The organism is Marinobacterium sp. xm-d-530, assembly GCF_013283365.1.
Taxonomy (GTDB): Bacteria; Pseudomonadota; Gammaproteobacteria; order Pseudomonadales; family Balneatricaceae; genus Marinobacterium_E.
Genome location: NZ_WBYM01000003.1, coordinates 201,589 through 219,775 on the forward strand (window position 1 = coordinate 201,589; position 18,187 = coordinate 219,775).

Annotated in this window: 20 protein-coding genes; 14 read left to right on the forward strand and 6 right to left on the reverse strand. The window is 49.3% G+C overall.

Annotated features, from left to right (window positions below; translation table 11 throughout):
• Positions 1–42 precede the first annotated feature (42 nt).
• From XMD530_RS06300 to XMD530_RS06320, 5 genes are all read left to right on the forward strand, one after another.
• Positions 43–387 (forward strand): hypothetical protein, encoded by a 345-nt coding sequence (locus tag XMD530_RS06300; RefSeq protein ID WP_173481912.1) that lies wholly within the window; start codon positions 43–45, stop codon positions 385–387.
• A 149-nt stretch (positions 388–536) separates the two neighbouring features.
• Complete coding sequence (locus XMD530_RS06305) at positions 537–698, forward strand: hypothetical protein (RefSeq protein WP_173481911.1); 162 nt, start codon at positions 537–539, stop codon at positions 696–698.
• A gap of 50 nt (positions 699–748) precedes the next feature.
• Positions 749–1,417, forward strand: a complete 669-nt coding sequence (locus tag XMD530_RS06310) for a rhodanese-like domain-containing protein (protein WP_217362111.1) — start codon at positions 749–751, stop codon at positions 1,415–1,417.
• Between the two features lie 82 nt (positions 1,418–1,499).
• Positions 1,500–2,168: a rhodanese-like domain-containing protein gene (locus tag XMD530_RS06315; RefSeq protein ID WP_173482616.1), complete on the forward strand. Its 669-nt coding sequence runs from the start codon at positions 1,500–1,502 to the stop codon at positions 2,166–2,168.
• 315 nt (positions 2,169–2,483) lie between these two features.
• Positions 2,484–2,903 carry a cytochrome c5 family protein gene (locus XMD530_RS06320; protein ID WP_173481909.1) on the forward strand — a complete coding sequence of 140 codons (420 nt, stop codon included), beginning with the start codon at positions 2,484–2,486 and terminating at the stop codon, positions 2,901–2,903.
• Between the two features lie 51 nt (positions 2,904–2,954).
• Here XMD530_RS06320 and rep read toward each other — a convergent pair whose 3' ends face one another.
• The 3 genes from rep to XMD530_RS06335 form a co-directional block, all read right to left on the reverse strand.
• Complete coding sequence (gene rep / locus XMD530_RS06325) at positions 2,955–4,970, reverse strand: DNA helicase Rep (protein WP_173481908.1); 2,016 nt, start codon at positions 4,968–4,970, stop codon at positions 2,955–2,957.
• Positions 4,971–5,045: 75 nt separating this feature from the next.
• Positions 5,046–6,539 carry a YifB family Mg chelatase-like AAA ATPase gene (locus tag XMD530_RS06330; protein WP_173506901.1) on the reverse strand — a complete coding sequence of 498 codons (1,494 nt, stop codon included), beginning with the start codon at positions 6,537–6,539 and terminating at the stop codon, positions 5,046–5,048.
• 39 nt (positions 6,540–6,578) lie between these two features.
• Positions 6,579–6,827, reverse strand: a complete 249-nt coding sequence (locus XMD530_RS06335; RefSeq protein WP_173481906.1) for an accessory factor UbiK family protein — start codon at positions 6,825–6,827, stop codon at positions 6,579–6,581.
• 293 nt (positions 6,828–7,120) lie between these two features.
• On the opposite strand from XMD530_RS06335, the gene glnK (XMD530_RS06340) reads away from it, so the two are divergent.
• From glnK (XMD530_RS06340) to glnK (XMD530_RS06350), 3 genes are all read left to right on the forward strand, one after another.
• Positions 7,121–7,459: a P-II family nitrogen regulator gene (glnK, locus tag XMD530_RS06340; protein WP_173481905.1), complete on the forward strand. Its 339-nt coding sequence runs from the start codon at positions 7,121–7,123 to the stop codon at positions 7,457–7,459.
• A 35-nt stretch (positions 7,460–7,494) separates the two neighbouring features.
• Positions 7,495–8,745 (forward strand): ammonium transporter, encoded by a 1,251-nt coding sequence (locus tag XMD530_RS06345; protein ID WP_173481904.1) that lies wholly within the window; start codon positions 7,495–7,497, stop codon positions 8,743–8,745.
• Positions 8,746–8,946: 201 nt separating this feature from the next.
• Positions 8,947–9,285 carry a P-II family nitrogen regulator gene (gene glnK, locus XMD530_RS06350; protein WP_173481903.1) on the forward strand — a complete coding sequence of 113 codons (339 nt, stop codon included), beginning with the start codon at positions 8,947–8,949 and terminating at the stop codon, positions 9,283–9,285.
• Positions 9,286–9,317: 32 nt separating this feature from the next.
• Here glnK (XMD530_RS06350) and XMD530_RS06355 read toward each other — a convergent pair whose 3' ends face one another.
• Both XMD530_RS06355 and XMD530_RS06360 read right to left on the reverse strand, forming a co-directional pair.
• Positions 9,318–10,574 (reverse strand): HAMP domain-containing sensor histidine kinase, encoded by a 1,257-nt coding sequence (locus XMD530_RS06355; RefSeq protein ID WP_173506902.1) that lies wholly within the window; start codon positions 10,572–10,574, stop codon positions 9,318–9,320.
• Positions 10,574–11,278 (reverse strand): response regulator transcription factor, encoded by a 705-nt coding sequence (locus XMD530_RS06360; RefSeq protein ID WP_173506903.1) that lies wholly within the window; start codon positions 11,276–11,278, stop codon positions 10,574–10,576. The genes XMD530_RS06355 and XMD530_RS06360 overlap by 1 nt, the downstream gene beginning before the upstream one ends.
• A 143-nt stretch (positions 11,279–11,421) precedes the next feature.
• Between XMD530_RS06360 and XMD530_RS06365 the strand changes: the two genes are divergently transcribed.
• Together XMD530_RS06365 and XMD530_RS06370 are read left to right on the forward strand one after the other, a co-directional pair.
• Positions 11,422–11,817 carry a hypothetical protein gene (locus XMD530_RS06365; RefSeq protein WP_173481900.1) on the forward strand — a complete coding sequence of 132 codons (396 nt, stop codon included), beginning with the start codon at positions 11,422–11,424 and terminating at the stop codon, positions 11,815–11,817.
• Between the two features lie 150 nt (positions 11,818–11,967).
• The gene (locus XMD530_RS06370; protein WP_371731739.1) at positions 11,968–12,822 is read left to right on the forward strand and encodes a fumarylacetoacetate hydrolase family protein; all 855 of its coding nucleotides are present in this window, start codon (positions 11,968–11,970) and stop codon (positions 12,820–12,822) included.
• On the opposite strand, the gene XMD530_RS06375 is transcribed toward XMD530_RS06370, so the two are convergent.
• Positions 12,806–13,654, reverse strand: a complete 849-nt coding sequence (locus XMD530_RS06375) for a WYL domain-containing protein (protein ID WP_173481899.1) — start codon at positions 13,652–13,654, stop codon at positions 12,806–12,808. The genes XMD530_RS06370 and XMD530_RS06375 overlap by 17 nt on opposite strands.
• Before the next feature lie 126 nt (positions 13,655–13,780).
• Here XMD530_RS06375 and purT point away from each other — a divergent pair, with 126 nt between their 5' ends.
• The 4 genes from purT to XMD530_RS06395 all read left to right on the forward strand — a co-directional run bounded on the left by purT (position 13,781) and on the right by XMD530_RS06395 (position 18,168).
• Positions 13,781–14,956, forward strand: a complete 1,176-nt coding sequence (purT, locus tag XMD530_RS06380) for a formate-dependent phosphoribosylglycinamide formyltransferase (protein ID WP_173506904.1) — start codon at positions 13,781–13,783, stop codon at positions 14,954–14,956.
• A 13-nt stretch (positions 14,957–14,969) separates the two neighbouring features.
• On the forward strand, positions 14,970–16,772 hold the full coding sequence (locus XMD530_RS06385; RefSeq protein ID WP_254446196.1) for an ABC transporter ATP-binding protein/permease: 1,803 nt from the start codon (positions 14,970–14,972) through the stop codon (positions 16,770–16,772).
• Positions 16,773–16,963: 191 nt separating this feature from the next.
• Positions 16,964–17,896 carry an SPFH domain-containing protein gene (locus tag XMD530_RS06390; protein ID WP_173481897.1) on the forward strand — a complete coding sequence of 311 codons (933 nt, stop codon included), beginning with the start codon at positions 16,964–16,966 and terminating at the stop codon, positions 17,894–17,896.
• Complete coding sequence (locus XMD530_RS06395; RefSeq protein WP_173506428.1) at positions 17,893–18,168, forward strand: hypothetical protein; 276 nt, start codon at positions 17,893–17,895, stop codon at positions 18,166–18,168. Before XMD530_RS06390 ends, XMD530_RS06395 begins: the two co-directional genes overlap by 4 nt.
• Positions 18,169–18,187 lie beyond the last annotated feature (19 nt).

Genomic DNA, 18,187 nt, shown 5'->3' on the forward strand with positions numbered 1-18,187 from the left:
CCAGGCTTCACCAACTTAGACCGCAGATTCATAAGTGAAAAAATGACAAACATAACCGCTTTGCTCTTGGCCCTGTCTGTAACAGCACCGGTATTAGCCGATACAGATAACTACACCTTTATATCGGGAAGTGATATTTACGAAGCTTTATCACAGGAGTCGATGGTCGTTCAGGGGTATGTGTTAGGCGTGACCGATGCACTGAAGCACAGCACAGATTCCAGTAGCTGTTTTGTGATTCCTATGCGTCCCGATGCGGATGCCGTTATCTATTCAACCTATTTAGACTATTGGCAGAACCGCCAAATTCCCGACAGTGGAACTGAGGCAATCACTCAGATGATGCTAAACAACTTCCCTTGTGCGACCAACGTCGAAAATAACTGATATCTCTTAACAATTTACGTTAATTACTAATCAATATACGTTTTCAGGCCGTAAACTTTGAAAATTGATAAATATCAATCTATTGTTATGGGAGAAGTCAGAAATTGACTGCAAAGTTAATTCTGATACTTCTAAAAATGGAGAACATCATGAATCTTAAATTTCTAGCCGCAATCCTTACATCGTTGATGATGGCTTTCGCATTTGTATCACCAGCTCATGCAGCTGATGAGGGCGAAGCAAAGTCTATCTACTGCGATGACGGTTCACTGTGTGTACCAGAGGGTGAGCCAGAACCAGAGTGTGATTAATTTCAACACTCAATAATTATTAAAAAAGAAACATCACTGAGGAATCAAACATGATCCGTAAATCTCTTGTAATGGGCCTAGTTGGCGTAGTTGCTACAGGTATGGCGAGTCTTTCAATGGCTGGCTCTCACTCGGACGACAAACCAGTCGGCATCACTGGCGACCTATTGTCGATTGAAGTCATGCACAACGGCAGCAAAGTGACTGTTGAGCGTAACGCTGACAACCAGAACACTGTAAACCCATCATTCGCATTGACTTCACGTCCTTGTCCTCCTTTCTGTATCCAACCAATGAAACTTGCACCTGGTGTCGAAACCATTGGTGAAGTAGAGATGATTGGCTACATGGAGAAAGCGTCTGCAGGTGACGACTCTATCCTAATCATCGACTCACGTACTCCAGACTGGGCTGCGCGTGGCATGATCCCTGGTGCGATCAACCTACCATGGACAGCACTATCAACTCGTAAAGGTGCTGACCCAATCTCTATTGGTGAGATCTTCACTGACACATTCGGTGCTGAAGAGTTCGACGGTCTTTGGAAGTTCGGTAACGCTAAAACTCTAGTAATGTACTGTAACGGTATGTGGTGTGGCCAGTCGCCAACTAACATCAAAGCACTTCTAGACTTCGGCTACCCAGCGCACAAAATCAAGTGGTACCGTGGTGGTATGCAGAACTGGGAAAACCTTGGCCTAACAACTGTTAAGCCTTAATTGGGGTTTTATACCTAGTTGAACAAAAAAGCGTAGTTATTAACGACTGCGCTTTTTTTTGCCTAAAAATAAGGAAGATACAATGAAAAAAATTCTAATCGCGTCACTGGCCGCTCTCACACTGGCTGGCTGTAACTCTGCAGCAACTAAAACAGAGTCGGCTGCAGCAACCAAGCCTGTGGGTATCACTGGCAGCCTAATGTCGGCTGAGGTCATGCATAAGGGTGAAAAAGTAACCGTCATGCGTAACCAAGATACTAAAAACACCGTGAACCCTTCTTTCGCAATGACATCACGCCCTTGTCCGCCATTCTGTATTCAGCCAATCGTACTGGCACCCGGTGTTGAGACCATTGGTGAAGTAGAGATGGTCGGCTATATGGAAGCGGTCTCTGCAGGTGATGACTCAATCCTTATCATCGACTCACGCACCCCAGACTGGGCTGCTCGCGGCATGATTCCTGGAGCAGTAAACATTCCATGGACTAAGCTGTCGACTCGTAAAGGGGCAGACCCTATCTCTATCGGCGAGATCATCGTGGAAGATTTCGGTGGTGAAGAGTTTGATGGCCTATGGAAGTACGGTAAGGCTAAAACTCTAGTGATGTACTGTAACGGTATGTGGTGTGGCCAATCGCCAACCAACATCAAAGCGCTGCTTGATTTCGGTTACCCAGCTGACAAGATCAAGTGGTACCGCGGTGGTATGCAGGATTGGGAAACACTCGGTTTCACAACCGTTAAACCCTAAGTCGTGCGTCCCTAAGGATAAGGATAAGAGAGCTTCGGCTCTCTTATCCTTTCACCTTTAATCTTCTCATCTTTTAGTCTAAAGCCAATCCCACCGATCATCTCTGATCCTCGATAAAGCACTAAAACAGTCACAAGTTGCCCCTATATGCTAGTTATACCAACCCCTTACATCTTTAAACGATAAGAACCAAAGATAGCGTTATTTCGAATAAAACTAATAATCGTTATAATGCGCGCAGAATTTTTAGCCTTCGGTCTAGGTTACCCACAAGGTAGCAAGTAGAGCCGACTTCAATACAGAGAGGAGCAGCCAATGAAAGCAATCATTTCTAAGGCTTCAACAGCACTATGTACTCTAGGTCTAACGTTTGTAGCTCTATCAGCGCAAGCCGTTACTTCTGAAGATGTCATCGCAGAACGTCTAATGCCAGTAGGCAAAGTGTGTCTACAAGGTGATGAAAGCTGTGGTTCAGCTTCTGCAGCACCAGCGGGTGGTGCCCGAACTGCAGCGGATATCGTCGCGGTTTCATGTAATTCTTGTCATGGTGCAGGTGTATTAGGCGCTCCTAAGATCGGCTCTGGTGAATGGGCTGCACGCCTAGATGCTAAAGGTCTAGACACCTTGGTTAGCAATGCAATTAATGGCATCGGTGCAATGCCTCCCCGCGGTACATGTTCTGACTGTACTGATGATGAGATCAAAGCATCAATTGAGTACATGATCGCTCAATAAGCGATACTCGATAAAAAACAGCGCCTATAGGCGCTGTTTTTGTGTGTACTATCAGAAATCATCCAATAGATTTTTTAATCCAGCCAAGGTCTGTTTGCCTCTGACTCGGTTTCGTTCTGGATCGACTTCGCCATGCCCTTCACGCTCAATATCCTCATCGGGCAGTTCGTCTAGGAATCGACTCGGTTCACAACTCTGCCACTCCCCAAACTGTTTACGCTTCTTCGCTAACGTCATCGCTAACGTGCGCTGCGCTCGGGTGATGCCCACATAGGCGAGACGACGTTCCTCTTCGATGGTGTCCGACTCGATGCTATTTCGGTGCGGTAACAGATCCTCTTCCATACCCATTAGGTAGACATGGGGGAACTCCAATCCCTTAGAGGCGTGTAGCGTCATTAACTGAACACGATCGGAGTCATCCTCCTCCTCTTGGCGTTCTAGCAAGTCGAGCAGCACAAGTCGCGCAATCGCCTCTTCAATGCCCGCATCTGGATCATCTTCTTGGATACGCTCCAAGGAGGCACGAAGGGAGTCGACTAGGAACCAGACATTCTGAATACGCTTTTCCGCGATAATATCGCTTGAGGCGTTAGCGGTAATCCACTCTTCGTAGCCAATTTCGGCGATCAGTTCACGAATCGCCCCAATGGGATCCGACCCCAAACAGAGTGAGTGCAAACGCTCTATCATCTCAGTAAAGGCACGCAGCCGAGCCAGCGCGTTGGGCTTCATAACCTGCTCGATACCCAACTCATCGACCGCTGCAAACATGCTGATATGTCGCTCGGTTGCATACTCCCCGAGCTGCTGCAGTGTGGTAGGTCCGATCTCTCGACGCGGCAAGTTGATGATACGAAGGAAGGCGTTATCGTCGTCGCGATTGATCAACACTTTGAAGTAAGCCATCAAATCTTTGATCTCGGCGCGAGCAAAGAACGAGGTGCCGCCGCTGAGCTTATAAGGCACCTTAAAGTTCTGCATTTTAATCTCGAGCAACCTGGCTTGGTGATTGCCACGATAGAGCACAGCAAAATCTTTAAAGGGTGCGCGCTCTCGCAGGTGTCGTTCCAGAATCTCGGTCGCGATGCGCTCACACTCCGCATCTTCACTGGGTAGGTGTATCAGACGCAGCGGATCACCCATGCCCATTTCGCTCCACAGCGTCTTATCAAACACGTGGGGGTTGTTCGCAATCAAGGTGTTAGCCGCCTTGAGTATGCGGCTTGTAGAGCGATAGTTCTGCTCTAGCTTTACTAGTTTTAAACTTGGAAAGTCGTGCTGCAGTTGGGCCAGATTCTCTGGACGAGCACCACGCCATGCGTAGATCGACTGATCATCATCACCTACGACGGTTAAACCTGTACGATGCCCCACCAGCTGTCGAACTAGACGGTACTGTGACAAGTTGGTGTCTTGGTACTCATCGACCAACAAATAGCGAATTCGATTTTGCCAACGCTCTAGCACCTCTGGCTTTTGATCAAACAGCCGCACAGGCACCAGTATGAGATCATCAAAATCGACCGCGTTATAGGCACGAAGGTGGCGCTCGTAAGCCTCATAGGCTCTGGCACAGAGAATGTCGATCGGCTCTGAGACAGTCTCCAGAGCCTGTTGAGGCGTGATCATCTCATTCTTCCAAGAGGAGATTTGGCTCTGAACGACATTGATCTTATCCGTGTCCTCATCGTGATGGACTAGAAGATCTCGAATTAAGATGCGACTGTCTTGGTCATCAAACAACGAAAAGCCTGGCTTCATTCCGAGCGCTTTATGCTCACGGCGCAAGATGGTTAGACCAAGATTGTGGAAGGTTGAGACAATCAAACCGCGTGCCGCTTTACCCTCCACCAGCGACATGACTCGCTCTTTCATCTCACGCGAGGCTTTGTTGGTAAAGGTAACCGCCGCAATGTGGCGCGCCTCAATGCCGCACTCTTCAATGAGATAAGCGATTTTTCGCGTGATGACACTGGTTTTCCCTGAGCCAGCGCCAGCCAATACCAGCAGTGGACCACTGATGTATTCGACGGCTTCTTTCTGACGGGGGTTAAGGCGTGACATGTTTGATGAGCAGACTCGATATTAGGGCGCACAGTGTACACCCTGACATCAGCAAGCCCAAGATCTGCTCATCAGTTAAAGCTGTCGATAGCTGAGCGCCTCCATAATGTGGCTGTTTTCGATCGCCTGATCTGCATTCATATCCGCCAGTGTGCGAGCCACGCGAAGTGCTCTATGGCAAGCCCTAGCGGAGAGCTGTAAGCGTGTCGCTATCACCATAAACTCTTTTGATAATGACTCTGAAGCATTCAGCTCTTTTTGGACTTCACTGCCTGTTAGCTCAGAGTTGAGCTTGCCCTGCCGATCATACTGTCGCTGCTGACACTGACTAACTCGCTTACGAACTGCGTCAGAGCACTCCTCATGCGATTCGCCCAGTAATAGCTCCTCTGTGGGCACCGCACTCAAAGCCAGACGCATATCAAATCGATCCAACAATGGGCCAGAGACTCGACCCTGATATCGATCGATTAGAGCCTGAGAACACTGACATCGCTCGGTCCCATCAGCGTAGTAACCGCAGGGGCAAGGATTCATCGCCGCCATCAAAGAGAAACGCGCAGGGTAGGTCAGCGTGCCCGCCACTCTAGAAATACTGACCTCACCGGTTTCAAGCGGCTCTCGCAGAACTTCCAGAACAGAACGGGGAAATTCTGGCAGCTCATCCAGAAATAGAACCCCTTGATGCGCCAGTGAGATCTCACCCGGCCTAGGGGAAGATCCACCCCCCACCATCGCCCGTGATGATGCACTGTGGTGCGGTGCTCTGTAGGGTCGTTCACCCCGAAACAATCGCTCGACCGGCAAACCCGAGACCGAATAGATACTGGCCGTTTCGATACAACTGGATTGCGAAAGTGGCGGTAGGATCGATGGCAGTGCTTGGGCCAACATACTTTTACCACTGCCCGGAGGACCGCTCAAAAGCAGGTTATGCATTCCACTGGCGGCCACTTCCAAGGCACGACGGGCCATCGGTTGTCCCCGAACTTCTGAAAGATCTACGGGGTAACTCGGCGGATAATGAACTGGGGGTTGAGGGTCTATTTCAGGTAGCTTTTCAGCACTCAACGCCTGACATAGATCGTACAGCGTCTTAGCTGAAAGTTGTTGCTTAGCACCCGCGAGAGAGGCTTCTTGGCTATTATCGGGGGCAATAACAATCAGTGAATCCGCTTCAGCACAGGCATAGGCGGCCGGAAATAGGCCTCTAATAGGGTGCAGTTTGCCGTCCAAGCCCAATTCTGAGTAGAGCTCTGCCTGCTGCAGGTGAGTTGTTTTAAGCTGATTGGATGCCAACAGAATGCCAAGCGCAATGGCTAGGTCATAGCGTCCGCCCTCTTTGGGGAGATCGGCCGGTGATAAGTTAACGGTGATTCGTCGTTGCGGGTATTCAAAGCCGGCGTTTAACAGTGCACTGCGCACACGCTCGCGGCTTTCAAGCACCGCGGTCTCTGCCATACCCACAATTGCAAAGGAGGGTAAGCCTCCTGAAAGGTGCACTTCAACGCGAACGCGAGGTGCCTCGATACCGAGCTGAGCTCGGCTATAAAGAGTTGCCAATGCCATGACGCCATCCTTGGGTCCTGCAGTTGGCCTAGCGTTGCTTTAGGACTCTTTTGACTCCAACTCAGCAACCATCGCTTCCAACTGCTCTAATTTTTCTCGAGTTCGCTGAAGTACAGCGGCCTGAGCGTCAAACTCCTCCCGAGTGACTAAATCCAGTTTAGCAAAACTTGATTGAAGTACAGTTTTAATTTGCTGCTGCATCGCCTCCTGACCTGGAAGTGATGAGTTACCCTGAAGGAATTGGGTCATCGTCTGACTTAGGTTTTCAAACATCTTAGGATCAAGCATCTCAGCCCCCTTTAACATCGATATGCGTCTCAATAGATGCACTATACCAGAACCCTTTTAAGACAAGCGTCTATGATCACTATTTTAGCCTCAATATGGCGCACCAAAGTAGTGCATGCACTTTTGTGGTGCATACTGGCGTGCACTATAAAGGTTGATAAAACGGTAAAGAGACCCATGAAAAATTTATAAGTCAATGTTTTATAAGTTATTTTTAAAAGTTGGCACAAGTTTCGCAAATAGAGTTCACAGGAAAAAATTAATCCTCCCTTTTCACATTAAGGAGAAATCTGATGAAACTAGTGTCAGCCGTAATTAAGCCATTCAAGCTTGACGACGTGCGCGAAGCGCTATCAGAGATCGGTGTACAAGGTATCACCGTGACTGAAGTTAAAGGCTTTGGCCGTCAAAAAGGCCACACCGAACTCTACCGTGGTGCAGAGTATGTTGTGGACTTCCTACCTAAAGTTCGCCTAGACGCTGCTGTCTCTGATGAGATCGTAGATCAGGTTATCGAAGCGATCACCAATGCTGCGCAAACCGGCAAAATTGGCGACGGTAAGATTTTTGTTTCAGCGCTTGAACAAGTGGTTCGCATCCGTACCGGTGAGACCGGCGACGAAGCTCTATAACGTTTTGATTTTTGGCCTTATTGGAGGGCATAACAATGGAAGAACTTTTGAATACAACAGCTGGTGATGTTACCCAGCTGAAGTACGCACTCGATACCTTCTACTTCTTGGTGTGTGGTGCGCTGGTTATGTGGATGGCGGCAGGCTTCTCAATGCTAGAAGCAGGTCTTGTTCGTTCTAAGAACACCACTGAAATTCTAACTAAGAACATCGCGCTATTCGCGATCTCTTGCATCATGTACTTCGTTTGCGGTTACGCGATCATGTACGGCGGTGACTACTTCCTATCTAGCATCACGGGTGACGGTGTTGCCGATGAGTGGACCTACGCGCCATCAGCTGACTTCTTCTTCCAGGTGGTATTCGTTGCAACAGCAATGTCTATCGTATCGGGTGCAGTGGCTGAACGTATGAAACTATGGGCGTTCCTAGCGTTCGCGGTTGTGATGACAGGCTTCATCTACCCAATGGAAGGTTCTTGGACTTGGGGCGGCAACGCTGTATTCGGCATGTACACTCTAGGTGATCTTGGTTTCTCTGACTTCGCGGGTTCAGGTATCGTCCACATGGCAGGTGCTGCAGCAGCACTAGCAGGTGTCCTAATGCTTGGCGCACGTAAAGGCAAATACGGTAAGAACGGTGAGATCAATGCGATCCCTGGTGCTAACCTACCAATGGCAACACTGGGCACATTCATCCTTTGGATGGGTTGGTTCGGCTTCAACGGTGGTTCGGTTCTAGCAACGTCTGACGTTGAGAACTCAAACGCAGTTGCCGTTGTCTTCATGAACACTAACGCAGCTGCGGCTGGCGGTGTAGTAGCAGCACTAATCACAGCGCGTCTACTGTTCGGCAAAGCGGACCTTACAATGGCACTTAACGGTGCACTAGCAGGTCTAGTAGCGATCACAGCAGAGCCTTCAACCCCTTCTGCACTACAAGCTCACATCTTCGGTGCGATCGGTGGTGTTCTGGTTGTCTTCTCTATCCTAACGCTGGATAAACTAAAAATTGACGATCCTGTCGGTGCGATCTCTGTACACGGTGTTGTAGGTCTTCTTGGTCTACTACTGGTACCAGTAACTAACGACGGTTCTACTTTCTCTGGCCAGATCATCGGCGCCCTAACAATCTTCGTATGGGTATTCGTTGTCAGCCTAGTGGTTTGGGGCATCATCAAAGCTGTGATGGGCATCCGAGTGACTGAAGAGGAAGAGTACGAAGGTGTCGATATCTCTGAATGTGGTATGGAAGCCTACCCAGAGTTCGTCACTTCACGTAAGTAATAGGGAACTCAGTTTCTGTTGAAACCCGGGGTGTAGCGATACACCCCTCTTCTCAGCCCTACCCCCAGGTAGGGTTTTTTTCGTTTCTGGACAAACAGGTTGATCAGGAAACTTGAAGGTTAAACCATCCATGTACATAATGGATGAAAATTTACAGCGAATTGGGACAGTTTTGCCTGCCCAGTTCAACAAGGAGAAACTATGAAACTGGTATCGGCAGTTATCAAACCGTTCAAACTGGATGATGTGCGCGAAGCGCTGTCTGACATTGGTATCCAAGGTGTTACAGTGACTGAAGTTAAAGGCTTCGGTCGTCAGAAAGGTCACACAGAACTTTACCGTGGTGCCGAGTACGTAGTGGACTTCCTTCCTAAGGTAAAAATTGAAGTCGCGATCGACGACGACATGCTAGATCAAGTCATTGAAGCGATCAGCTCTACGGCCAATACTGGCAAGATCGGTGATGGTAAAATCTTCGTTATGCCAGTTGAGCAAGTGGTACGTATTCGTACTGGCGAGACGGGTTCAGAAGCGCTTTAAGCTTCGATCCATTTCAAAAATGCCGCTACCGATCAGTTCGCTAGCGGCATTTTTATATCTACTTGAAGCCCCGTTGGCGCGAGGTTTTGGAACTGAACCTCCCCACCGACGCGTTCAGTCGCTCGAGTCACGATACTCAAACCCAAACCGTAACCGCCTGAGTTGGCCCCACGTCTAAATGGCTGCCCAATCGAATCTAGAATCGATTCTGGTAATCCGGGTCCATTATCAACCACTCGAATCGTTAGCCTGCCGTTATCAGTAGCGACAGATACCTTAATCAACGTACCCTGTGGCGTGTGATTGATGGCGTTATTCAACAGATTGCTGACGACTCGACTCAGTGGTTCACTCCGAATGGTTGCTCCATCAGTGACATCAAGTGATAGGTCGAATTGATGCTGTGGGCCGCTGACACGAGCGTCCTGCACCAGATCCCGACACAGCAGTGCCACATCCAAAATTGGTGCAGTCGCTTCGGCATCTCGAGCTCGGGCCAGTGTGAGTATTTCAGAGATTAAACCGTCTAATTTAACGCACTCTTTATTAATGCGTTGCAGGGTACGATCATCCTCACCCCACTTCTGCTCTGCCAAACCTGCTGCCGCCTGAAGACGGGCTAAAGGTGCTCGTAGCTCATGAGAGACATCCTGCAGAAGATGCCGTTGGCTATCGAGCGTCTGCTCAACGTAATCAACCATCTGGTTAAACTCACGTGCCAGCTGGCCCAGCTCATCGCCTCGTTTGACGAGCTTACCCTCGGCTCGACTGCTTAAATTACCCTGTTGATGAAGGCGGCGAACAAACCCCTTCAAGTCGTTAATCGGTCTGACGACTAACCACGTGACCAGAAGGCTGCTGCCAAAGGAGACCGCAATGACCCACAAAACTTGGAAGGAGAGTAAGAACCCCCACATCCGTTCAAACAGCTCTTCATTTCGTTCGGGTGGGAAGTAGACGAGGTATGGGGTGCCATCAGCAGCGATGATCTCTGTCACCATTGCATCCTTGGGTTGTGACCGTCTACCTGACGAGTAGATCAGTTGATTGGATCGCTTCTCATAGATCCAAAGCGGTAGACGTCGGCGCTGCTCTTTACGTTGCATCCCATACTGATAATCGGAGATTAACTGCTCTGCGATGATGGTCGCTTTCTGCTTTTGGCTCTCGGTGCGATCGGGAGTATCAGTTACAGAGATGAACAGGGTCAAGCTGATAAGAATACCAAGCGTGCTGACCAGCCAGACGGCGCCGAAGATGCGCCAGAATAGATGTTGATACCAGCGCATTAACCCTCCACCCCAACGACCATCTGGTAGCCTTCACCACGGACTGTTTTAATCATCTCGGCTAAGCCAGGCTTTGCCTGCTCAAGCTTCTGTCTAACACGGCTGACGTGGACATCGATCGATCGATCGTAAGCCGTTAATTTGCGGTGCAGTACCTGTTCGGTCAGCCACTCTTTTGACGCGACCTGCCCAGCACGCTCCATCAACAAAGCCAGCACATTAAATTCAGCTGCGGTTAGCTGTAACTCTATCTCATCAACACAAGCCACTCGACGAGCTGGGGTAAGATTCACTGCCCCAACCGAAAGCGCCTGTTTGTTAGTCTCCTCTTTAACGGGAACAGACCTGCGTAACACGGCACGAATACGCGCCAGCAGCTCGCGCGGGTTGGCCGGTTTAGACAGGTAGTCATCAGCCCCCATCTCTAGTCCCAGGATGCGATCAATATCATCCCCTTTACCGGTCAACATGATGACAGGTGTAGAGACCTTAGGACGAACCTGCTGCAGCAACTCAAGTCCAGATAGGCCAGGCATCATGATATCGAACACACAGAGATCAAACTGACGACCCGCATCAAACAGCTCCATAGCCTGCTCTGCTGACCCTGCTTGAGTCACTGAGAACCCCTCATTCTCAAGGTATTCACCCAGCATGTCCGTCAGATCAAGATCGTCATCAACTAACAGTATTTGTGTGCTCATATTCACTCCTATTTGGGCCCAGTTTACGCTTGGCTGCGTCAAACTCCCAAAACTTTACGCAACTTTACGAACTCGCAACCCAACTTAGCATTGCCATCATCAATAATGGATACATCGAAACGAACAACGAACGGAGAGTTCACATGAAAAAGACAATCATCGCTTCAATTACTGCTGTAACACTAACAATCGGTGCACTATCAGGCGCGGTATACGCACATGAAAAAGGGGGTAAAGGTGGCCCAAAAAGCGCTGAAGATCGTGTTGAGAAACTGACTCAGCGTCTGGATCTATCAGCCGACCAACAATCACAGCTTTTAGCTATGTTCACAAAACGTGATGCGGATCGTGAACAGATGCAAGCGACCCTAACGGCAGAGCAGCGTGAAAACATGAAAGCCAATGCGCGTGATGGCATGCGTGACCAGATGCACAAAGATATAAAATCGCTGCTGACAGAAGATCAAATCGCTAAGTTCGAAAACATGCACTCTGGTAAAGACGGCCACGGCAAAGGTGGTAAAGGCGGCAAACACTAAGAGACACCACTGCAGGCTCTGAATGAGTTTTTGAAACCAACAATAGGTTAGAACCTTTTGCAGTGTAGGGAGCTTCGGCTCCCTTTTTAGTTTCTCTTGACCTGACTAGGTCCGCATAGTTAATTAGGCCTAAACTATAAGGAGCTCCTAATGAAATTGTTACGAGTCGGCGCCATAGGGCAAGAGAGACCTGCCATTCTGGATAAAGATCAACAGATTCGAGACCTCTCTTCTGTTGTTCCAGATATCAACGGCGATCTATTATCGAATCAAGCGCTCGAGAGATTAAGAGCGGTAGATCTCGATTCACTTCCCATTATCGATTCATCAGAAAGAGTCGGCCCCTGTATTGGTGAGGTTGGCAAAATAGTCTGTATCGGCTTGAACTACTCAGATCATGCCGCAGAAGCGGGCATGGAGCTTCCCTCAGAACCCGTTCTCTTTATGAAAGCCACCAGCGCGATTTCAGGCCCAAATGACCCTATACAAATTCCACGTGGTGCCGATAAAACAGACTGGGAAGTCGAGCTGGCCATCGTCATTGGCAAAAAAACAAAATACATTTCAGAAGATCAATCGATGGATCATATTGCTGGCTTTTGTCTTGCCAACGACCTATCCGAACGAGCTTTTCAACTTGAGCGTTTAGGCAGCTGGGACAAAGGGAAATCCCATGACAGCTTTGCTCCTATCGGGCCCTACTTAGTGACCAAAGATGAAATCGTTGATCCGCAAAATCTAAGGATGTTTACAGAGATTAACGGTGAGCGTTTCCAAGACGGAAATACCAATACGATGGTGTTTGATGTCAAAACGATCGTCGCCTATTTGAGCCAATTTATGACCTTAGAAGCTGGCGACGTCATTATGACGGGGACTCCCCCTGGTGTCGGTATGGGTCAATCACCCCAAAAGTATCTTATGGCTGGTGATAGGTGCGAATTGGCATCGAAGGGCTCGGTGAGCAGCACCAGCTCTGCATCGATGCTTAAAACGCGTAACTAATGACCGACTCACCTGAGTTACTAACCGCTAACACGGGGAAGCGCTCAGGGTGAGTTTTGGCCTCATTAAGCTCTGACTCACTGGTGGGTAGTAGATTCGCCTGCAAAAAGTAACCGATCAGCGCTTTACGAATCTCAAACGCTTCAAGCTGCTCCAGGTCAAAATCATCGATGACCAGTCGTTGTTGTGCCGCTGTAAGCGCGTCATTAACGACCAGTCGAACAGAGAGTGATTCATTCCACGCATTGTCGACCGGCAGCTCATCTCCACCCTCTTTAAGAGTCAGAGCACCGCGGAAGCGACTTAACACAAAGTCACGATAAGCTTGTCGCTCCCAACAATAGGCACGTACATGCAATCGATTGCTGGCACTGATGATGGCACAGGGTGTAATCGATCGAAGTGAACCCTCTGGATTCTGCATCGAAACATAGACCGCCTCTATACGGCTTCGATTCTCAATGCCTGCCAAAATAGTGGCTAACGCGCCGGGCGCAGTCGATCGATTCAATACGGGTACAGAGAAGAAGTCGGGGTTCGCCGGAGTCGATAGGCGGGAGATGGTGATCAACGAGTCAGCCGAATCTGGAATCAGCTTAGGCTTAAACCCCTGAGTGGGTTTGTAACTGCGATCAGATGGCGAATAGGAGCGAACATTTTCAGGCGCGAACTCACAGTAGGTATTAATCGCCTCTTGCGCCTCTGGACGAGCAATACCAAAGGCCCCAACCAACATAGGCGCGGTGACTTCACGCTCCCACAACAGCTGACGCTCAATAAACCTTAAGCGCTGCAGCTGCGGCCAAGATGTCTCGTTAATTGTGACTGCCATTTTATCTATTCCATCCCATTTTAGGTAAAGTCTAGCGCATTCAGAATCAAAGTTGGGGATATTCTAATACCCTCTCAGATCTCCTGTTAGCATGGTAATATGGAGTAAAAATTTTAGGAGTCAAAAATGTTAGGTACCGCTCTTTGTAACAGCGCAACACGCGTCATGATGTTGGGTTCTGGTGAACTCGGTAAAGAGGTTGTCATCGAACTTCAGCGCTTGGGTTTAGAGGTGATTGCCGTAGATCGATACGCAAATGCGCCTGCTATGCATGTCGCTCACCGAAGCCACGTCATCAACATGCTGGATGGTGGTGCACTGCGTGCCGTTGTTGAGAGCGAAAAACCGGACTATATCGTGCCCGAGATTGAAGCCTTAGCAACCGAGACACTGCTTGAGCTTGAAAGCGAAGGATTCAAGGTAGTCCCTACCGCACGTGCCGCGCGTCTGACAATGGATCGTGAAGGTATTCGTCGCCTAGCGGCTGAAACACTGGGGGTACCGACTTCAGCTTATCGCTTCGCAGATACTGAGGCCGACTATCAAGACGCTATCAAAGAGATTGGTATTCCCTGTGTCGTGAAACCGATCATGAGCTCATCCGGTAAAGGACAGTCGTTGGTTCGTTCTGAAGGAGATGTGGCACCGGCCTGGCAATATGCTCAAGAGGGTGGCCGTGCCGGGAAAGGCCGTGTCATCGTTGAAGGGTTTGTCGATTTTGATTACGAGATCACACTGCTGACGGTCAACGCCGTTGATGGCATACACTTCTGTGCACCGATTGGCCACCGTCAGGAAGGGGGTGACTACCGTGAATCTTGGCAACCACAAGCGATGTCAGATCTTGCACTACAACGCTCACAAGAGACCGCTCGCAAAGTGGTCGAGAACTTAGCGGGTTTTGGCATTTACGGTGTCGAGCTGTTTATCAAAGGCGATGAGGTCTACTTCAGCGAAGTGTCACCCCGACCACACGATACGGGATTGGTCACACTGATTTCCCAGAATCTCTCTGAATTTGCGCTGCATGCCCGTGCCATTCTCGGCTTCCCTATCGGTAACATTCGCCAGCTTGGTGCTTCTGCATCAGCGGTCATCTTGGGTGATGGACACTCTACAGACATTCAATTTGATGGGGTTAGGGAAGCGCTGAGTGATAACGACACGCAACTGCGTCTATTCGGAAAACCCGAAATCGCTGGAAGTCGCCGCCTAGGTGTGGCGCTTTGTCAGGCTGACAGCGTTGAAGCGGCCATCGAGAAGGCGGTAACCGCTGCCGGCAAAGTTAGTATCAACTACTGATCAGAGACTCAATATGTCACGACACGGCGGCGGCCGGCACTACAAGAGCGACTCCAATAGCAGCAACACTGTTGGCATGAGCGAGGCTTGGTCGGTCATTAAAATGATCTGGCCATACTTATGGGAGTATCGCCGTCGCATGGCGGTCGCGTTTCTGTTGTTGATCTCCGCCAAGCTTGCAGTAGTTGCTATGCCACTGGCTTTGAAGCAGATCGTTGATGGTCTAGATGCCTCTCTGAATCCATTGATTACAGTGCCCATTGCGATGGTCGTAGCCTATGGGATGCTCCGCTTTGGCTCGGTCTTCTTTGCAGAAGCTCGCGATGCGGTGTTTAGCCGAGTCACAGAGAGAGCGATGCGCCGGATGGTGCTCAAAGTCTTTCGCCACCTCCACTCATTAGAACTCGATTTCCATCTCTCTCGGCAGACCGGTGGTATCTCTCGCGACATTGACCGTGGCAGTAATGGCTTCAGCTTTTTGATGAGGATGATGGTCTTTAACATCGTACCAACGCTGATTGAGATCAGCCTCGTTGCTGCCATTTTGCTGTTCAACTTCAGTGTCTGGTACGCATTGGTGGTTGTGGTCTGCGTTGGTATCTACATCTACTTCACCATACTCACTACCGAATGGCGCAACCGCTACGTGCGAGAAACCAATCAACTCGACTCTCAAGCCAATACTCGAGCCATTGATAGCCTGCTCAACTATGAGACCGTAAAATACTTTGGCAATGAGGAGTATGAGGCCAGCCAGTACGATAAAAACCTAGCCAGCTGGGAAACGGCTCGTTTAAAAACGCGCATGACGTTGATGATCCTCAACAGCGGTCAGGCATTCATCATCTCGCTAGGGATCATCTTAATGCTCTGGCTGGCCGCAGAGGATGTTGCAAGCGGAGCCATGACCCTGGGTTCGTTAGTCATGATTAATGCTTACATCTTACAGCTATTCATGCCGCTTAATTTCCTTGGCATGGTCTACCGTGAAGTGCGCAAAGCCCTGACAGACATTGAGAATATGTTTGGGTTGTTGAAGAAGCAGCCTAAGATTGTCGACCGCCCCGATGCAACCGACTTGATAACTCAAGGGGGCGCCATTTGCTTTGACTCCGTCAACTTTGCTTACCACCCCGACCGTCAAATTTTGAAAAGTGTCAGCTTCAAAGTAGAAGCGGGTAAAAAGGTCGCCATCGTCGGGCCAAGTGGATCGGGCAAATCGACCTTAGCGCGACTGCTGTTTCGATTTTATGATGTTCAGTCGGGGCAGATCAGCATAGATGGCCAGCCGATCGACCAAGTGACTCAGCACTCATTACGACAAGCGATTGGCGTGGTTCCGCAGGATACCGTCCTGTTTAACGATACGATCTACAACAACGTGGCTTATGGACGCCCAGGTTCAAGCAGAGAAGAGGTTCTCAAAGCGATTGAGCTGGCCAACCTAAACGACTTCATTGCGGCACTCCCTGAGGGGGTGGATACCCTGGTTGGCGAACGTGGCCTAAAAGTCTCTGGCGGTGAAAAACAACGCATTGCGATTGCCCGCGTGATTCTGAAACGCCCACCCATTTTGCTCTTTGATGAAGCGACCTCAGCGTTGGATAGCGACAATGAGCAGGCGATCCTTAACGCCTTTGCATCACTCTCGAAAAACCATACGAGTTTGGTGATCGCTCACCGTCTATCAACGATTATCGATGCCGATAACATCCTAGTGATGCGCAAAGGCGAAGCGGTGGAACAGGGTACTCACACAGAACTCCTTGCCCAACAGGGCGTTTATGCTGGTATGTGGTCTCTACAGCAACAATAGAGAGCAATCGCCTCATCTTCGATAAGGCTCCAATCCAGTGCTGGAGAACTATTGGCGCTCTGTTGGAGCGGTCTTAAAAAGGCCGCGATAAATGCACTCAGGCACCAAAACGAATCTTAAAGCTTTCCATCAAAGATTAATCTGAATCTATGTACTATGCTAAGTAAAACAGTATCAATTTGGAGTGATCAATGAACGGTGAATTCCTTAGTGGCGGCATGATCGTCACCTTAGCTTTTGCAATCTTCTTCCTCGTACTCGCCTGGTCTGCCGTTAAGGTTGTTCCACAGTCACAGGTATTTGTCGTTGAACGTTTTGGTAAGTTCTCCAAAACCCTGAACGCAGGGATCAACTTTATTGTCCCTATGATCGACCAAGTGCGTCACCGCATCTCTATACTTGAACGCCAGCTACCGGCCTTTGAGATCAGCGTCATTACCAAAGATAACGTTGAAGTGATCCTAGAGGCGACCAACTTCTACCGTATTACCGATGCGGCCCGCTCGGTCTACCGTATTCAGAACATCGATCAAGCCATTCAGACGACAGCCGAGTCGATTGTTCGCTCTGCAGCGGGCAAGCTGGACCTTGATGAGCTGCAATCATCACGCGCTCAGATGAACGAAGAGATCCTGACCAATCTGCAAAAAGCAGCTGAAGTCTGGGGAATTGAGATTACTCGTACTGAGATCACCGATGTTCAAGTGGATGAGCAGACCAAAGAGGCGCAACGTCAGCAACTCAATGCAGAACGTCAGCGTCGGGCACAGGTTGCGCAGGCAGAAGGCCAAAAACGCTCTGTGGAGCTGAATGCAGAGGCACAACTCTACGAAGCACAAAAGCAAGCTGAAGCGGTAAGAGTCGCGGCCGATGCAGATGCCTATGCGATAAAAGTGAAAGCCGAAGCGACCGCCGAGCAGACGCGCATGATAGCCGATGCTATTAATAACGGCGGGCAATCGGCGATCAACTTCGATATTCTACAGAAACAGGTTGCAGCACTGTCTGAGGTTGCAGCAGCTGATAACAGCAAAACAGTGATCATGCCGACAGACATCACTAAAGCAATTGGCTCATTAGAGCTATTAGCACAGACCGTTGGCGACGGATTAAAGAGTAAATGATGGATTTTTTTACAAACGGAAACGGCTGGCTGATTCTTGGATTGGGGCTCATCATCATTGAGATGGTGTTGAACCTCGCTTACATCTCTATCAGCTTCGGTATCGGGTCAATCCTAACGGGCCTATTGATTAAGTTGAATCTGATCCCGACCCTATTGGATTCTGGCGTAATCGATGAGCTACTGATCGTCGGTATTATCTCAGTGATCACGCTGATTGCTCTGCGCGCACTGTTCAATAAAAAGAGTGATCAGGATATCAACCAGTACTGATCTATCGCCTCATCCTCGA

Bases quoted from the DNA above. Each gene is read 5' to 3' on its own strand.
- XMD530_RS06300 (WP_173481912.1), top strand. From the start codon at position 43: ATGACAAACATAACCGCTTTGCTCTTGGCCCTGTCTGTAACAGCACCG.
- XMD530_RS06305 (WP_173481911.1), top strand. From the start codon at position 537: ATGAATCTTAAATTTCTAGCCGCAATCCTTACATCGTTGATGATGGCT.
- XMD530_RS06310 (WP_217362111.1), top strand. From the start codon at position 749: ATGATCCGTAAATCTCTTGTAATGGGCCTAGTTGGCGTAGTTGCTACA.
- XMD530_RS06315 (WP_173482616.1), top strand. From the start codon at position 1,500: ATGAAAAAAATTCTAATCGCGTCACTGGCCGCTCTCACACTGGCTGGC.
- XMD530_RS06320 (WP_173481909.1), top strand. From the start codon at position 2,484: ATGAAAGCAATCATTTCTAAGGCTTCAACAGCACTATGTACTCTAGGT.
- rep (WP_173481908.1), bottom strand. From the start codon at position 4,970: ATGTCACGCCTTAACCCCCGTCAGAAAGAAGCCGTCGAATACATCAGT.
- XMD530_RS06330 (WP_173506901.1), bottom strand. From the start codon at position 6,539: ATGGCATTGGCAACTCTTTATAGCCGAGCTCAGCTCGGTATCGAGGCA.
- XMD530_RS06335 (WP_173481906.1), bottom strand. From the start codon at position 6,827: ATGCTTGATCCTAAGATGTTTGAAAACCTAAGTCAGACGATGACCCAA.
- glnK (WP_173481905.1), top strand. From the start codon at position 7,121: ATGAAACTAGTGTCAGCCGTAATTAAGCCATTCAAGCTTGACGACGTG.
- XMD530_RS06345 (WP_173481904.1), top strand. From the start codon at position 7,495: ATGGAAGAACTTTTGAATACAACAGCTGGTGATGTTACCCAGCTGAAG.
- glnK (WP_173481903.1), top strand. From the start codon at position 8,947: ATGAAACTGGTATCGGCAGTTATCAAACCGTTCAAACTGGATGATGTG.
- XMD530_RS06355 (WP_173506902.1), bottom strand. From the start codon at position 10,574: ATGCGCTGGTATCAACATCTATTCTGGCGCATCTTCGGCGCCGTCTGG.
- XMD530_RS06360 (WP_173506903.1), bottom strand. From the start codon at position 11,278: ATGAGCACACAAATACTGTTAGTTGATGACGATCTTGATCTGACGGAC.
- XMD530_RS06365 (WP_173481900.1), top strand. From the start codon at position 11,422: ATGAAAAAGACAATCATCGCTTCAATTACTGCTGTAACACTAACAATC.
- XMD530_RS06370 (WP_371731739.1), top strand. From the start codon at position 11,968: ATGAAATTGTTACGAGTCGGCGCCATAGGGCAAGAGAGACCTGCCATT.
- XMD530_RS06375 (WP_173481899.1), bottom strand. From the start codon at position 13,654: ATGGCAGTCACAATTAACGAGACATCTTGGCCGCAGCTGCAGCGCTTA.
- purT (WP_173506904.1), top strand. From the start codon at position 13,781: ATGTTAGGTACCGCTCTTTGTAACAGCGCAACACGCGTCATGATGTTG.
- XMD530_RS06385 (WP_254446196.1), top strand. From the start codon at position 14,970: ATGTCACGACACGGCGGCGGCCGGCACTACAAGAGCGACTCCAATAGC.
- XMD530_RS06390 (WP_173481897.1), top strand. From the start codon at position 16,964: ATGAACGGTGAATTCCTTAGTGGCGGCATGATCGTCACCTTAGCTTTT.
- XMD530_RS06395 (WP_173506428.1), top strand. From the start codon at position 17,893: ATGATGGATTTTTTTACAAACGGAAACGGCTGGCTGATTCTTGGATTG.